This is a genomic window from Paenibacillus sanguinis 2301083 = DSM 16941, assembly GCF_000374825.1.
GTDB classification, from domain to species: Bacteria; Bacillota; Bacilli; order Paenibacillales; family Paenibacillaceae; genus Fontibacillus; species Fontibacillus sanguinis.
This window is the reverse complement of sequence record NZ_KB895378.1, coordinates 307,723-323,149: the sequence shown is the minus strand read 5'-3', so window position 1 is coordinate 323,149 and position 15,427 is coordinate 307,723. Positions and strand designations below refer to the sequence as shown.

The 15,427-nt window shown below is 48.2% G+C and carries 13 protein-coding genes; 6 read left to right on the top strand and 7 right to left on the bottom strand.

Annotated elements, in window-relative coordinates; all coding sequences use genetic code 11:
- Window positions 1-135: 135 nt before the first annotated feature.
- From C557_RS0107475 to C557_RS0107455, 5 genes are all read right to left on the bottom strand, one after another.
- Window positions 136-2,454, bottom strand: a complete 2,319-nt coding sequence (locus C557_RS0107475; RefSeq protein ID WP_018751225.1) for an FtsX-like permease family protein — start codon at window positions 2,452-2,454, stop codon at window positions 136-138.
- Window positions 2,451-3,134 (bottom strand): ABC transporter ATP-binding protein, encoded by a 684-nt coding sequence (locus C557_RS0107470; protein WP_018751224.1) that lies wholly within the window; start codon window positions 3,132-3,134, stop codon window positions 2,451-2,453. The genes C557_RS0107475 and C557_RS0107470 overlap by 4 nt, the downstream gene beginning before the upstream one ends.
- 12 nt (window positions 3,135-3,146) lie before the next feature.
- Window positions 3,147-3,710: a hypothetical protein gene (locus tag C557_RS23165; protein WP_018751223.1), complete on the bottom strand. Its 564-nt coding sequence runs from the start codon at window positions 3,708-3,710 to the stop codon at window positions 3,147-3,149.
- Between the two features lie 62 nt (window positions 3,711-3,772).
- A complete protein-coding gene (locus C557_RS0107460; RefSeq protein ID WP_018751222.1) occupies window positions 3,773-4,810 on the bottom strand; it encodes a sensor histidine kinase in 1,038 nt (345 codons plus the stop codon).
- A gap of 9 nt (window positions 4,811-4,819) precedes the next feature.
- Entirely contained in the window at window positions 4,820-5,509 is a 690-nt protein-coding gene (locus C557_RS0107455; RefSeq protein WP_018751221.1) for a response regulator transcription factor, read from the bottom strand.
- A 222-nt stretch (window positions 5,510-5,731) separates the two neighbouring features.
- Between C557_RS0107455 and C557_RS0107450 the strand changes: the two genes are divergently transcribed.
- Window positions 5,732-6,493, top strand: a complete 762-nt coding sequence (locus tag C557_RS0107450; RefSeq protein ID WP_018751220.1) for an alpha/beta fold hydrolase — start codon at window positions 5,732-5,734, stop codon at window positions 6,491-6,493.
- A gap of 45 nt (window positions 6,494-6,538) precedes the next feature.
- Here C557_RS0107450 and C557_RS0107445 read toward each other — a convergent pair whose 3' ends face one another.
- Together C557_RS0107445 and guaD are read right to left on the bottom strand one after the other, a co-directional pair.
- Window positions 6,539-6,991 (bottom strand): solute carrier family 23 protein, encoded by a 453-nt coding sequence (locus tag C557_RS0107445; protein WP_018751219.1) that lies wholly within the window; start codon window positions 6,989-6,991, stop codon window positions 6,539-6,541.
- A 36-nt stretch (window positions 6,992-7,027) separates the two neighbouring features.
- Window positions 7,028-8,395, bottom strand: a complete 1,368-nt coding sequence (gene guaD, locus C557_RS0107440; protein WP_018751218.1) for a guanine deaminase — start codon at window positions 8,393-8,395, stop codon at window positions 7,028-7,030.
- Between the two features lie 296 nt (window positions 8,396-8,691).
- Between guaD and C557_RS0107435 the strand changes: the two genes are divergently transcribed.
- From C557_RS0107435 to C557_RS0107415, 5 genes are all read left to right on the top strand, one after another.
- A complete protein-coding gene (locus C557_RS0107435; protein WP_083930094.1) occupies window positions 8,692-9,345 on the top strand; it encodes a 5-bromo-4-chloroindolyl phosphate hydrolysis family protein in 654 nt (217 codons plus the stop codon).
- A gap of 19 nt (window positions 9,346-9,364) precedes the next feature.
- On the top strand, window positions 9,365-10,534 hold the full coding sequence (locus C557_RS0107430) for a toxic anion resistance protein (protein ID WP_018751216.1): 1,170 nt from the start codon (window positions 9,365-9,367) through the stop codon (window positions 10,532-10,534).
- Window positions 10,535-10,547: 13 nt separating this feature from the next.
- Entirely contained in the window at window positions 10,548-11,099 is a 552-nt protein-coding gene (locus C557_RS0107425) for a LemA family protein (RefSeq protein WP_018751215.1), read from the top strand.
- Window positions 11,100-11,112: 13 nt separating this feature from the next.
- Window positions 11,113-12,342 (top strand): TPM domain-containing protein, encoded by a 1,230-nt coding sequence (locus tag C557_RS24115; protein ID WP_018751214.1) that lies wholly within the window; start codon window positions 11,113-11,115, stop codon window positions 12,340-12,342.
- Window positions 12,343-12,642: 300 nt separating this feature from the next.
- On the top strand, window positions 12,643-15,387 hold the full coding sequence (locus tag C557_RS0107415) for a glycoside hydrolase family 9 protein (RefSeq protein ID WP_018751213.1): 2,745 nt from the start codon (window positions 12,643-12,645) through the stop codon (window positions 15,385-15,387).
- Window positions 15,388-15,427 lie beyond the last annotated feature (40 nt).

Here is a 15,427-nt window from a genome sequence, read left to right as displayed (position 1 = left end):
GGTGGTAATGGACAGAGTGCATTTCCAGATAGGCGGCTTTGAAATGGAGGTTTTCCATATATCTAAAGCCGCCTTTTTGTATTCATGAGGGGCCAACTAACCCGGGCGTTAATCCACCTCCATGAAGTAAATGAACTATTCTGCGTTCACAACGTTCACAATACTCATGTTCTCGATTTTCCTGGTTGGTGAAATCACCGCGATAAAGGTCGTCAGGATAGCCGCAGAAATGGTGACGATCAGAACGGCAAGTGGAGGCTGCCATAGCTCTCCCCAATTGGCGGTAATCAGCATTCCAAAAAAGAAACGATGCAGAATCAGCCCTAAAATACCGCCTGTCAAACTGCCGGAAATAGCGTAAGCAGCCGCCTCGGCGGTTACCATCTTTTTAAGCTGCTTCCCTGACATGCCCACGGCCCGCATCATGCCATAGCTGCCCATACGACTGGAGACACTTGCGTTTACAGTGTTGATAATATTGATCAGAGCGACCAGCGCAATCACCAGCAGGAATCCGTAGACAAATACCGCCATGGCAAAATAACCTGTACGCACCTCGCTATTCCGCTGTTGAAAGTCCAGCAGCTTCAAGTCCGGCGTAATCAGGCTTCTAACCTGATCAGAAATATCCTGCTCGACCTGTATATCAATAATCTTATAGCCTTCTATCCCGGTTAAGGCCGTAAAGGTGTCCTCAGAGCAAAGGATAATCCATTCGCCATGGGCTGACTCAAGGGGCACATCCGATACAATCCCGGCAACCTGCACTTCATACGCTTTTCCGTTGAGGTGCAGGGTAATCGTATCGCCAACCCGCCAGTTATATTCCTGGGAATACCCGTAATCAATCAATACCCCGCCACCGTTTTTGACGTCTTCTATACTGCCGGAAATAAGCGAATCCTCCGCCCAGGCAAATTGCGGCTCGTCATAGGACACAAGCGTGGCCTTATTGGTCCCCTGCTTGTCGCGAGCAGGAATGTCCGTGTAAAACATCCGCCCATATATATTCTTGATATGCGGAAGCGCACTAATTTGCTGCTTGAGCGAACGGTTGAGCAGCACAGTGTCCTGTACTCCCTCAATGGACAGATCCGGCGCATAAGGCTTTAAGGGATTTAAAGCATGGTTCATGAAAGTAATCAAGATCGTAAAGCACAGGAACAGTACGATGCTGATGGCAAAAGAACCTGCGATTAATACCATGCTCTTCTTATTGGCAAAAGCATGGCGAATCCCCATGGCTGTATCGACATGGAACAGTCTTGTATTGGACGCTTTATTTACCGCGTGCTGATTCGTTTGCTTGAGATTTCCCGTGATGGCGGCCTGCGGGGATACCCTGGCAGCGCGCTTCGCGGGAGAATTGGAAGCGATCATCACGACCAGCACTCCCAGGATCGCTCCCGCTGCAAGCCCAAGCCAGCTTACCTGAAATGTCGGCATTGCAGGCAAATACGGCGAGTTAAGCTGGTTTATGACCAGCATGGCCGCCCATAATACCCCGCACCCTGCCAAGAGTCCAACGGGAATGGCTACCGCACAATATCGCAAACCCTCCAGCCGGATATACCGTTTGACCTGTCTTTTCGTAGCGCCAAGACAACGCAAAAGGCCAAAAAATTGCGTCCTCTCCAACAGGCTCATATTGAAGCTGCTTGCAATCATAAACGTACCGGTCATAGCGACAAGAATGAACAGGATTCCCGCCGTAAGGTATATTTCCTGCATGGTCGTGTCGCTGGACTGCCCCATTAACCCCAGCAGCATGACGTTTGTGGACACCTGCTCATCACTTAAATGATATTTCGCCTTAATATCTGCGATCGCTCCATTGATGTTCACGTTCTCGTCGAATTGTACATAATAATATGGCTTATATAAATTGGCTGGAAGCGCGCGTATCCCTTCGGTTGATAGCTGCAACCCATGAGCATCTGATCCCTTCAGGGTAGAATAGTCCCCAAACGTCCCGGTGATTGCATATTGGCGCACTGACCCATCAAGAAAAGAAATCTCAATCGTGTCGCCAATGGCCAGGCCGAACTGTTCAAGCCCTTCTCTGTCAAGCAAGGCCTCCTGCGCGGCAACCGGATAATGGCCCTCGGTCACGACCATGTTCATTTGCTCGGCAAGCTCCTGGCTGCTGCTTTGCACCACCAATTCCTTTCCCTGATAGGTGGTGGCTTCGGCCATACCGAACCAGCTTGATATATTCACATCATTCCGGCCGCTTATGGCGTTCGCGGTGATGTCCGATATGTTCGTAAATATAGCGTGCCAGTTGCCATACCGGCGGATGGCTTCCTCTGTTTGCGCCCTCAGGCTCATGTCAGCCATGCCGAAAATCGCGGTGACCAGCATGACGGATATCGCAATGCATATGACCGTAAGCCTGTTTTTCTTTTTGTGTGCTTTCGCAGATTCCGAAACAAGCCCCAGATAGCTTTTCATTGAGCGTATCCCCCCAGATCGGTGAATACGCCGTCCGATACTTGCAGGACACGATCCGCCGTGGAAGCCATGCTGCGATTATGCGTAATCATGATGATGGTCTGCTGATAACGTTTGGATGCGGTCTTCAAAAGCGAAATGACCTCGCTCGAGTTCCGGCTGTCCAAATTGCCAGTTGGCTCGTCCGCAAGGATCAGCATGGGTCGGGTAATCAGGGCGCGGCCAATCGCCACACGCTGCTGCTGACCGCCGGATAACTGCCGGGGCAGGTGTCCACGTCTATCCTGCAGGGAAAGCACCGTAAGTATTTCCTCTACATATGCCTTATCCGGCTTTTTATAATCCAGCAATAGGGGGAAAGTAATGTTCTGTTCAACGCTAAGCTCAGGAATCAGGTTAAATGCCTGAAAAATGAACCCTATGTTGCGGCGGCGAAAAATGGTCAGTCTTTCGTCATTCATGCCAAAGATATCCTTCCCGTCTATGCGTACACTTCCGGACGTAGGCGTATCCAACGCCCCGATCATATTCAAGAGCGTGCTTTTCCCGGAGCCCGACTCACCAACGATGGCGACAAACTCCCCTTTGGGAACGGAAAAGCTGACATTTTGTAATGCATTGACTGCAACTTCCCCTGTACCATAGGTTTTGCTAACCGCATGGACCTCTAATAAATTCATTGGTTATCCTCCTTATTTGAGCGGTTGCTCTGCATTCTTTCGGTAGACGAAATAGGCTGTCCCTTCATATAAGCAGACGAGCAGCAAGGCGGCACCGGAAACCTTAGCCAGTCCGGAAATACCGCCCACGCCAAATCCGAATGTAAAGACGAGGACAGCCGCGCCACTCAGTAAGACCATTCCAGAAAGAGCACCCAGAAGTGCCCTTTTCCGATAGGGATGTGCACACAGGGTGATACCAGCATAAAGGAGACTCTCCAACAGCAGCAATCCGCCAAGATAGACAGGAGTTAGTTCAATCAGCAAATGTCTGAATACAATTGAGTGGATGACTACCGCCATCAGCAAAACAGCAATCACCAGACTAACATAGCGGAGGGGCGAACCGGTCTTCTTTTTATAGAAGTTCACCACATGCAAGATACCGTCCACAAGCATATACCCGATAATGGCATAGAACATTCCCATAAATAAAAAGCTCGGCACGGCAAACAGAAGAATCCCCATGACTCCCCAATATGCCGCCCGAAGCAGGGCGTACTTTGCATAGCTTTCAAATAATAATGTTCTCAACATCCATCCCACCTTTCTATAAAGGCAGGATAATGCGCTGATCTTACTCCCAGATGAATTTCCGCTTACAATTTAGTAAGGTTGAGAAAATTCAGAACAAAGGTGCTGCCTTGTCCTAACACACTATCCACGGTAATCGTGCCGTCGTGGGCTTCTAAAATGGTTTTGGCCAGCGGCAGCCCCAGACCGATCCCCTGTATATCCTTTGAAAAGCGGCTGCGGTAAAACCGCTTGAAAATATGGTGGATATCCTCCGGGTGAATGCCGCTGCCGTTGTCCTTTATAGTGATTTGCGTCACCGTCGGGAGCTTGTTCCACTCCAGCATAATCCGATCTCCAGGCTTGGTATGGTCGAGCGCATTTTTAACAAGATTGCTGATGGCTTCTGTGATCCAGGCTTTATCACAAAACAGCCGCGTGTCGTCCGGCCCGGACAGGATGATGGTTTTCTGCTCCTCATGAGCGCGGAACTCAAAGTGCTGGTAGATATCTAGTATCAGCTCTTTTACATGTTCAGGGGCTTTATTTAGAACCATCGCCCCGGCGTCCAGCTTGGTAATTTTCAAGAGGCTTTGCACGAGCGTTTCAATCCGTTCAAGCTCTTTCTCTGACTTTGCGGCCAGTTCCTTGACAGCGGTCCTATCCTCGGTTTCATCCTGGAGAAGTCCGTTATAGATCGTGAGCGCGGCAAGCGGGGTTTTTAGCTGATGTGAAATATCGGAAATCGCCCCTTTCAAAAACTCTTTGACGTTCTGTTCCTTGACCGCATGGGCATTGAGCGCCGTAGCCAGTGTATTCACTGCATGAAACAGCTTGTACAGGCTGCCTTCCCTGTCGCAATCTATCCGGACATCTGTATTTCCCGAGAGGTATAGATTGATCTGGGATACCGCTTCTTCCATAATCTGATTTTGCCTGCGAAAATAGAAATAACAGAACCCCAGGACAGCCAATGCTACAAGCAAAGACAGAAGCAGGACACCAAGGCTTGCTGTGCCGTAAACCCGCCAGACAAACAGCTGCAATAAAAAGACCAAGCCGCCCAGGACGATTGACAGCGCAAGAAAGAGATTTCTAATATCCTTATTGGTAAAAAGCTTCACTTGGCCACCTCAATTCAATACATTCCATTTGTACCCCATTCCCCGGACGGTCAGCAGCATTTGCGGGTCGCCTGGATCGTGTTCAATCTTCATTCTGAGCCTGCGAATATATACCGCCAGTGTGTTGTCATCCACATAGCTCCCCTCTCCGTCCCATAGCTTATCCAGAATAGTTTCTTTGGATAAGATAATGTTGGGATTTTGCATAAGCAGGCAGAGCAGGCGATACTCGGCTGTTGTTAAATCCAGAAGCCGGTTGTCTTTATACACTTGTCCTTGGAGCAATAAAACCTTAATTCCATTGGACAGGAGCTCGGTATCTGCCGTTGCTCCAAAGTTCTTTGCTCTCCGCAGCAAAGCATTTATTCGCGACAGGAGTACCCCCAATTTGAACGGCTTGGTTATATAATCGTCACCGCCGATATCGAGCCCTGTCACGATATTCATTTCTTCATCCGATGCGGTTAAAAAGAGAATCGGGACCTTGGATATCTGTCGCACCTTTTGACATACCTCAAACCCGGAACCGTCCGGCAGCGACACGTCCAGTATCAATAAATCGTACTTTCCCTCTGTCCACAGGGTATTGGCTTCTCTGACCGTTCGGGCAATGTCCAATGCAAAGCCCTGGCGTTTAAATAAACGGGAAAGTCCGTCAATCAAGCTTAAATCGTCCTCAAGCAGTAATAGCCTGTTCATTATTTTTCTCCGGCCTCTTTCACTGTTAATTATTCATGCAAATACCGTCTTGTACAGATACTATATTTCGAGATATCGAATAATTCAAGCAGCAGGCCCTTGGTTTTACCCCTCCGAGTTTTAAGATTGAGTTAGTTTTTGTATACTGTTTGATGACAGACCATCTTGCACATCAGCGATTTTTGACCAGGGGACCTAGCAACAAACAAAAGGAGCTTTCCCATGAACCAATCACGCAAACTCAAATGGATCAGATTCACATTAGGGGCATGCTTGCTGCTTGCGGTTGTCATAGTCGGCCTGTTCATTTATTTGGATGCCAAGACCTATAAGCCTTCGGAAGCAGCCAGGCTAGCGATGGAAGGTAATGCGCAAGTCCAAGTAACGCAGATCAAGCATGGTTATAAGTTTGAACCGGTGAGCGCGGAGGTGCTTGAGCCCAACGTGGTCTTTTACCCCGGGGGCCTGGTGGAGCCGGAGGGCTATGCGCCGTTTGCCAGGCAGCTTGCTGGACTCGGGCATCGTGTATACTTGACGAAAATGCCATTAAACCTGGCCCTCTTCGTTCAGAACCGGGCGGAGGCTTTCTTGGCGGAGCATCCAGGCGAATCCTATGTTATCGGCGGGCATTCCTTGGGCGGGGTGTTTGCAGCAAGATATGCTGCTGAGCATAGCGACCAGCTGGCAGGGGTGTTTTTTCTGGCCTCCTATGCAGATACTGCAGGCTCGTTAAAGGATGTGAACCTCTCTGCTTTGCAAATTACAGCCAGTCAGGACGGAGTTCTGAACCAGGAAGCCTGGGCAGAATCCAAAGCTCATTTACCGGAAAATACGTTGTATATTAGCATAGAGGGAGGAAATCACGGTCAATTTGGCTCTTATGGCATGCAAAAGGGAGATCAGGTACCTGCACTTACCGAGGCCGAACAGCTAGAGCAGGTGATTCTCGCCATGGAGAATTGGATACAAGGATTGAAGCTATAAAATAAATAAAGGAGTACCCGTAGAGGAATGGAACATTCATATACTCTACAGGTACTCCATTTTAATGCCCTCAGTTATGCAGTTTTTGTACCCGGCAGGAACTTGTTCAACAAAATTGCCGCCAGTGCAGCAGCCAGGATCGGCGAGCCCAGCAAATATTGTACAAATGTAGGCGCTCGCAGCATAGATACCAACGATTGCTCCAAGGGGAACATAGGAAGGACCTTGAGCAATGGGCAGCTTCATGCAGAAATAGCTTTGTACAATCGTGGCCAGACCTGCCGCGATGAATGTAGACTGAATCAATGCGCCGGACTGGTCCGCTTGCAAGCCGATCAGCATGGCGACCAAGAAGGGAACGACATACACATCCATGGCCAATACATGCTGCAAACCGAGGATTGCGGATTGACCAAACGATATTTTCTGATCGGGCAATACGGTGAGTTGCTGGGATGCTGCGGATGAAGAATTAGACTTGACGGCTTCTGTTTTCACTGTGGTGCACACCTCTATTTATATCTAGTTTTTTAGTTACTGCCGGGAATGAACCTTCTTGCCCTGTACCCACACTTCACGGATATTTTCAGGTCTTGCCAGGTAGAGGATCTTCTCAAAAATTCCGTGTAAGTCCTTGTGCTCATCAAAAATGGGCAATTTGGCGACAGGGAGCCTGGTATCGATAATCTGTATATCCCAGGCGTAATTCGGCTGAATACGGCCAATGGGCAAGCTCAGGCTTTCTCCGCCCCCGGCTGTAGCCAGATAGAAGGCCTCATCAATCGTTATTCGCGATTGGGGGACACCGCGTTCATGAGCCGGCAGAGAAGGGTTGACCCCATCCTCCAGCATTCTTGAAGAGATGACGGCTTGCCTTACATTATCGAACAGGCTGGGTGAGAAGCCCCCCGAGACATCCGTGCCCAGGCCAATATCAATGCCTTTGCCCTGGAAGTGAGCCACAGGAATGACACTATTGGAAAAAAAGGCGTTGGAGATTGGACAATGGGCAATTGCCGTGCCGGTCTTCGCAAAGAGCTCCACGTCAGGCTCCTCCAGGAAGTTGCAATGGGCCATTACCGATTTCTCCCGCAGCAGGCCATGGTCATGCAGTGCGAACGCATCATTCTTGTGGCAACGCTCCTTCACATAACCGTGAGCCCAATCGCTTTCGCTGCAATGAGATTGCACGTAGGCATCATATTTGGCCGCAAGCTGCCCCAGACCTTGCAGGACCTCATCGGTACAGCTCGGAATGAAGCGCGGGGTGACGACGGGATAAATACCTTGCTTTACCGTCTTGGCCAGCTCCTGGACGGCAACAATGAATTCTTCTGTATCCGCCAGGGCTGCATGGGTGCTTCCATCGCGGTAATATTCCGGTGTTTGCGCCGGATCATCCATTACGACCTTGCCAACCAGAGCGCGTTGTCCCTGTCTCGCACAGATTTCGGCAAGCAATAGGCTGGCTTCTTTGTGCACCGTAGCAAAATACAGGACCGTGGTGGTCCCGTTCGCTAGCAAAGTGCTGACCAGATCCTCATAGACCCAACGGGCAAAATCCAAATCTGCAAATTTGGACTCCAGCGGGAAGGTGTATGTGTTCAGCCAATCGTAGAGAGGAATATCCAGAGCCGTTCCCGACTGTGCCCATTGCGGGGCATGCACATGCAAATCGATGAATCCGGGCAACAAATATTGGCCTTCGGCCAGGCGATGAAAGTTGCTTTTACCCTCATAAGCCTTCAATAAAGGCTGGTATTCCGCGTCCTCTGGTGCCACTACCTTCGCGATCATCCCGTCGGCGTTCACCGCAAACAAATAGTCTTTTAAAATTTGAATTTCTTTGGGAGATTGACTGGAAAACGCGGTCCCTTGAAATAGTTGCATATATTGTCCCATCTTTACCTCCTTAACGTTCGTATTTGAAAGGATTGTTTGCTATTATAATCCGTAAAAATTGATTAGTCTATAGGTAAAGGCGAATGAAAAGCAGGTGACGTCTTCTTGGAGAAGGATTTGTCTTTTTAGAGAAAGATGAGAAGAGAATATGGAAGGGGTGAAAGCGATAAATTGGTGAGGTAAAGTGATTCAAATGTTTGAAAATATTGCGATAATGCTTTAAGGGCTTCATTTTTTTAGGTCTTCAAATAAGTAGGACTGTGTTAAACTATTTCCAGGGAAGGTGGTGAACACAAGTGCGTGAAGTGAAAATTATGTCGGTTTTGCCGATTTATGCTTTAGGTGGTACTTGGATGATCTATGCATTAATTTTTCCAATGTATCGTTGGCTGGATTTTTTAATTGCAGCTATACTATCCAGCGTTGTGTATCTCGTTTTGTGGAGAATCATACCTCCTAAGATTGTGCTTGTTGAGGAAGAACCGGAGCCTATTCGCACGGGAAATGCTGCGCACGATGCCCAACTTCAGCAATGGCAAGCATACAGGCATGAATTAGACGATTTGCGTAAGCAGATTGCTAATATCGCAATCGTTGCAAAGCTTGACTCAATCCTACAAACCTCTAATCATATGTTTGATTTATTGAAAGCGGACGCTAGTAAGTTTGGTCTCATTCGAACTTTTTCAACCTATTATTTTCCAACGACGATCTCCTTAATAAAACGGTATGAAGACTATGAAGATAATACGAGTCAGGGGCCTAATGTAAAGAGTGCGATACATAAAATTGAAACGGCGATTAACACCATAGAGACAGCGTTCAGAGATGCCTTGGATCGACTTTATCAGGATGAAACACTTGATACTGATGTGGAAGTGGAAGTAATGGAGCAGATGTTGCGTAAGGATGGATTGGGCGACGTGATGGGCCCGATTATAAGAAAATAATTAAGGGAGCGACGTGACAATGGCAAAAGAAAATGAAAATATACTGCAGGTTCCAGAACTGATGCTTGAGCTTGAAGATTCTAATTCTGATTTGACGGATCAAATTATCTCAACCAAGCTGTCGGACGTGGATGCATTATTGAACTCTGATGGTAATGGGCTAACCGAACCGGAGAAAGCCAAGGTTCGTGAATTTGTACAAAAAATCGATATAACCAACGCCACTCATGTGTTGCAATATGGATATGGAGCACAGCAAAAAGTTGCAGACTTTTCCGAAAATGCACTCTCAAATGTACGTACGAAAGATATGGGTGAAGTAGGGTCCATGATTTCCGGTCTGGTAGTGGAACTTAAGGGTTTTTCCACGGCGGAAGATAATAAAGGCTTTTTTGGGTTGTTTCGTCGCGCTGGTCGTAGAATTGAGGAATTGAGGGCCAGGTTTGCCGCGGTGGAGCGAAATGTGGATTCAATCGTCGATGTATTGGAACAGCATAATATTACTCTGCTTAAAGATGTCGCTTTGCTAGATAGAATGTATGATTTGAATCTGTCTTATTTCAAGGAACTAACGATGTATATTTTGGCCGGACGTATGAAGTTGGAGGAATTGACCACGACGGAATTACCACGTCTGCAGGAGATGGCTAGACAGAGTGGTAAGCCGGAGGATGCCCAAGCAGCCAATTCATTTGCGGACATGTGTAACCGATTTGATAAGAAGTTGCACGATTTGAACTTGACCCGCACGATCAGCTTGCAGATGGGGCCGCAAATCAAATTAATTCAAAATACAAACAGCATCATGGTAGAAAAAATTCAGTCATCGCTCGTTAACACAATACCGCTCTGGAAGAATCAGATGGTACTTGCCCTGGGAATGGCCCATTCCCAAAAAGCGATTGAAGCACAACGGGCAGTAACAGATATTACGAATGACTTGTTACGCAAAAATGCAGACATGCTCAAATCAAATACCGTAGATGCCGCGCGTGAAGCAGAACGCAGCATTGTGGATGTTGAAACGCTTAGACACACCAATCAGCAGTTAATTAAAACGCTAGACGAAGTGTTGGCTATTCAAAATGAAGGTTTCACCAAGCGTCGTCAAGCAGAAGGAGAACTTGTTAAAATTGAAAACGAGTTGAAGAATAAATTGCTTGAAGTGCGAAATGCAGTTCAACGATAGGAGCAAGCAAACAATGCAATTGCTGAAGCAACGTAAAGTGGCCTGGACAATTACACTAGCTCTCATATTAGTATCCTCGGTGCTGGGTGCTTCTTTATCTCTTAATCATTTGCGTGCGGATGCTGCTGAAACATTTATTCATGGTATCTCCAAGGCCGAGCCTGGTGTCCAGTACGACCTGGATTGGTTGATAGAGCTAAGTACCAACTTAATCGTCGTTGCAAGTCGATATATAGATGAAGGAGATATTGAGTTGGCAGCAGTGAGAGAGGCGAACTCGAAGCTGAAATCTGCTACTTCGCCAAAGACCAAATATGATGCGGCTGATCGACTTGTCACCCAAAGTACAGCACTGATTTATAGGCTTGGGCAAATGAAATTAGAAACTCGGGATGCACATTATAACAAAACAATTAAGGCAGATATTGAATCCCGCTGGTTGATACTCCGTAGAAACAATTATAATGAGATAGCATCTGAATTTAACGATGTTCTAAAGCAGTTTCCAGCCAGTATGTTGAGTAAGCTTGTGTTGGTAAAACCGCTTGAGCTTTTTACTCCGTAAAAGAGGTGGGCTAGTGAGCAATTGGTCTTTTAAAGCGTCTTTTGTGATTTTGGCATTGGTGTTGTTGTTACCCTTTACAGTCTATGCCGCACCAGCATTACCAGAGCCAACGAACGCTTTTTATGTAAACGACTTCGCTAATGTCATTGATCCGGCGGATGAATTGTTAATGATTGAGAACGGCAAGGAGCTAAACCATTTAAATGGTGCCCAGATTGTTATTGTAACGGTTGATTTTGTTGGAACTCGTTCAATAAGTGACTATGCGGCCGAATTGTTTAATAAATGGGGCATAGGTGATGCGAAGAAGAATAATGGCTTACTGATTCTGCTGTCAATAGGAGATGACAATTATTGGGCAGTTCAAGGACGTGGATTGGAATCAACGCTAACGAGTGGCACTATCTCAAATATATTATTTGATTATTTGGAGGAAGACTTTGCCAACAAGCGATACAGTGCTGGTGCCACAAAGGTTTATTCAGGTTTTGTCCAGCAGCTTGGAGGCACGTGGGCAAATAGTATTTCCACAGATGAACCCGCGAATCATAATGGACCGTTGGCAGGTACCGAGGAGTTGGCCAATGCTTCCGATAGTGAGGAAACTTTTCCGGTTATGGGAACTTATCTATTAATTCATTTCATCTGCGCCTTGAACGTGTTGTTATACCTCTTTATTAATAGAAAACCACGAAGGTTCCCAGGTAAATTTGGCCCTTATACATCGATGCCAATGGGTCAGCCAGAGCTGTATTCGTCGCCTACTTACAGATCCAGAGGGAGTATGGGAAATGGTTTTGGTCAGCAGGCTAATTATCACAGTAGGACTACCCGTATAACGGTAGAAGAGCAAGAGCTCTGGACTTCACCTACGTATGATTATAATCGAGACGTTAGCTTTGGCCAACGTGCTTATCGTAACCCGTATGTTGATGAGCCCAATCCGCCAGTAAGCTCAAGTATTTTTAAAACACAAGACAGCAGTGACAAGGGTAATAGATGGTTTAAACGCATTTTTGGCAATCGCTCAAGAAGCAGTTACAATTCAGGTGGCGGTGGCTATACCAGTGGTGGTGGAGCAGGACGTACCAGTAATTATTTTGACTCTAGCAGTAGTAATTCTACGAGTAGTTGGGGGAGTAGTAGTTGGGGTAGTAGTGGTTGGGGTAGTAGTAACTCCGATTCCAGCAGCTCTTCAGGTGGTGGTGGCTCTACGCGGGGTGGCGGAGCTGGACGGCGATAATATAAAATAATTATTAAAGTTATGCGGCGATATCTCCCATTGTTTAAAGGTGAGATATCGCTGATTTTGTTTTCTCCTTAAATAGTACCACCTGCTAAGGCAACGCAGGTGACTAGAAAAAGACACAAATATTTACAATAAATTTCCTGTTATTTATGTAATTTATTAGCATTATATGTTATATTGTGAACAGAGGTTAATTCTTCTAAAATTTAGAAGACTTTCCTCTACTTTTAAAAACAGGAGGTGAGTAGAAGCTTTAGGTCAAGAAACCTTTACTCAGAAAGGAGAAGAACTGTCATGGGTAAAAGATTCAGGAAAAGAAGTGTTCTGGTTCTCAGTATTTTGTTAGCGCTTACAACTCTGAATTTTGGGACAAGCTCAACCTTGGCTTCTACTTCATCGCCATCATCGGCTTCTGACTACAATTATGCGGAGGCTTTGCAAAAATCGATTTATTTCTATGAGGCGCAGCGTTCAGGTGTTTTGCCGGAGGATAACCGGGTGGAATGGCGCGGGGATTCGGGACTTCAGGACGGTGCGGACGTGGGGGTTGATCTTACGGGCGGCTGGTATGATGCCGGGGATCATGTGAAGTTTGGCTTACCGATGGCCTCCACGGCTACGATGCTCGCCTGGTCGGTGTATGAGTATCGTGACGGCTATGAACAAGCGGGCCAGCTGGATGAAATTCTGGATAACATTCGCTGGGCTACGGATTATTTCATCAAAGCGCATACGGCCCCGAATGAGCTGTGGGGACAGGTAGGCAATGGCACGGCGGATCATAACTGGTGGGGACCGGCAGAGGTGATGCCGATGGACCGGCCAGCCTACAAGATCGATGCTGCCAATCCGGGCTCTGATCTTGCCGGGGAGACGGCCGCTGCGCTGGCTGCTTCCTCGATTATTTTCAAAGACAGTGATCCGGGATATTCGGCCTTGCTGCTTCAGCATGCCAAGGAACTGTATCAGTTCGCCGACCAATACCGGGGCAAATACTCGGATAGCATCACGGATGCCAGAGCCTTCTATCAATCCTGGAGCGGCTATGCGGATGAATTAAGCTGGGCTGCTGTGTGGCTCTATCTGGCTACCGATGATCCAGATTATCTGGATCAAGCGATTGCGGCCAGCGACGAATGGGGAACCGATCAGCAGGGCAACTGGGACTACAAGTGGACCCATGCCTGGGACGACAAGCACTACGGCGCTCAACTGCTATTGGCACGGATCACCAACGATCCCCGCTTTGTTCAGTCTACCGAGAAGAATATGCAGTTCTGGACAACGGGCGTGAGCGGAACCGGTGAACGCGTCAGCTATACGCCTGGCGGCCTGGCTCATCTGGACCAATGGGGCGCACTGAGATATGCTGCAAATCAGGCCTTCCTGGCTTTTGTCTATTCCGATTGGGTTAGTGATCCGGTGAGCAAGCAGACGGCCAGCTCATTTGCAGAACAACAAATTTTATATATGCTGGGCGATAACCCGAGACAAAGCAGCTATGTCATCGGCTACGGCAACAATAGCCCGGAGCATCCGCATCATCGCACCTCTCACGGCTCCTGGAGCGACAGTCAGAACGAGCCGCCTTACCATCGCCATATTCTGTATGGGGCGCTGGTGGGAGGACCGTCCATCACGGATGACTACACCGACTCCATTAGCGACTATGTCTCCAATGAGGTGGCCACGGATTACAACGGCGGATTTACCGGAGCATTAGCAAAGATGATGCTGCTGCATGGCGAAGGCGATCAGCCGCTAGCTTCATTCCCGGCACCTGAGGAACGCGAAGACGAGATGTTTGTCGAAGCTTCGGTGAATACGAGCGGGAGCAATTTCGTTGAAATTCGTGCGCTGCTCAACAACCGTTCAGCCTGGCCGGCGCGGGCCAGCAGCGACATGTCCTTCCATTATTATCTTGACCTCGAGGAAGTGATTGCAGCCGGGTATGGTCCGGAGGATGTCACCGTAACGGCCGGTGGCTACAATCAAGGAGCCACCGTATCGCAACTGCTGCCCTTTGATGAGGACAACCATATTTATTACACCGAGGTCGATTTTACAGGAACCTCAATATATCCGGGCGGACAGTCGGCATTCCGCAAGGAAGTGCAGTTCCGGATTGCGGCTCCGCTGAATACCACCTTCTGGGACAACAGCAATGACTTCTCGTATCAAGGCTTATCTACGAACAGCTCATCGACGGTCAAGACGCCTTATATGCCGGTGTTTGATGGCGGAGTTCAAGTGTTTGGCGAGCTTCCATCCGGCGGAGGTACTCCCGGCATCCCCTCCGTACCGGCGGCTCCCCGGGGCGTAACGGCGACGGCAGGAGACGGGCTTGTTCAATTGTCATGGAATGCGGTAAGCCGTGCGGATGAATATGTGGTCAAACGTTCGGAAACGAGCGGTGGCCCCTACACCGAAGTTGAAGTGACTTCGAGTACCTCCTTTACGGACAGCGGCTTAACTAACGATGTGACTTACTATTATGTAGTTGCAGCGAGAAATGAGGTTGGTGAAGGCTCCCCTTCGGGCCAGGTGAGCGCCAAGCCACGGGAGCTTCCGGCTCCGGTGGAGGGGGATTTGGGACTTGAATACCGCACCAGCGGCACCCAGGCCGAAGATAACCAGATTCGGGCCCAATTCCGAATTCAAAATCTTGGAGAAGAAGCGATCCCGCTCGACCAAGTGAAGCTGCGTTACTATTATACGATTGATGGGGACAAGGACCAGGAGTTTCATTGCGATTATGCTGCGGTTGGCAGCGGCAATGTAACAGGCAGCTTTGTCAGCCTGCCTGATCCAGTGGCTGGTGCGGATTATTACGTGGAGGTGGGCTTTAGCACGGATGCAGGCTCTCTGGCGCCGGGCGCAAGCACAGGCGATATCCAGATTCGCATCAATAAGAGCGATTGGACCGCTTACAATCAGCTTGACGATTATTCCTATGATGGCAGCAAGCAAAGCTATGCTGCTTGGGATAAGGTGACCGTTTATCAGAACGGGTCCTTGGTATGGGGCATTGAACCCTAATTATATTTGAGAGGATGATCACAAATGATACTGTCCAAGG

Excerpts from the sequence above, each read along its gene's own strand:
- C557_RS0107475 (WP_018751225.1), bottom strand. The coding sequence starts at position 2,454 with ATGAAAAGCTATCTGGGGCTTGTTTCGGAATCTGCGAAAGCACACAAA.
- C557_RS0107470 (WP_018751224.1), bottom strand. The coding sequence starts at position 3,134 with ATGAATTTATTAGAGGTCCATGCGGTTAGCAAAACCTATGGTACAGGG.
- C557_RS23165 (WP_018751223.1), bottom strand. The coding sequence starts at position 3,710 with ATGTTGAGAACATTATTATTTGAAAGCTATGCAAAGTACGCCCTGCTT.
- C557_RS0107455 (WP_018751221.1), bottom strand. The coding sequence starts at position 5,509 with ATGAACAGGCTATTACTGCTTGAGGACGATTTAAGCTTGATTGACGGA.
- C557_RS0107450 (WP_018751220.1), top strand. The coding sequence starts at position 5,732 with ATGAACCAATCACGCAAACTCAAATGGATCAGATTCACATTAGGGGCA.
- guaD (WP_018751218.1), bottom strand. The coding sequence starts at position 8,395 with ATGGGACAATATATGCAACTATTTCAAGGGACCGCGTTTTCCAGTCAA.
- C557_RS0107430 (WP_018751216.1), top strand. The coding sequence starts at position 9,365 with ATGGCAAAAGAAAATGAAAATATACTGCAGGTTCCAGAACTGATGCTT.
- C557_RS0107425 (WP_018751215.1), top strand. The coding sequence starts at position 10,548 with ATGCAATTGCTGAAGCAACGTAAAGTGGCCTGGACAATTACACTAGCT.
- C557_RS0107415 (WP_018751213.1), top strand. The coding sequence starts at position 12,643 with ATGGGTAAAAGATTCAGGAAAAGAAGTGTTCTGGTTCTCAGTATTTTG.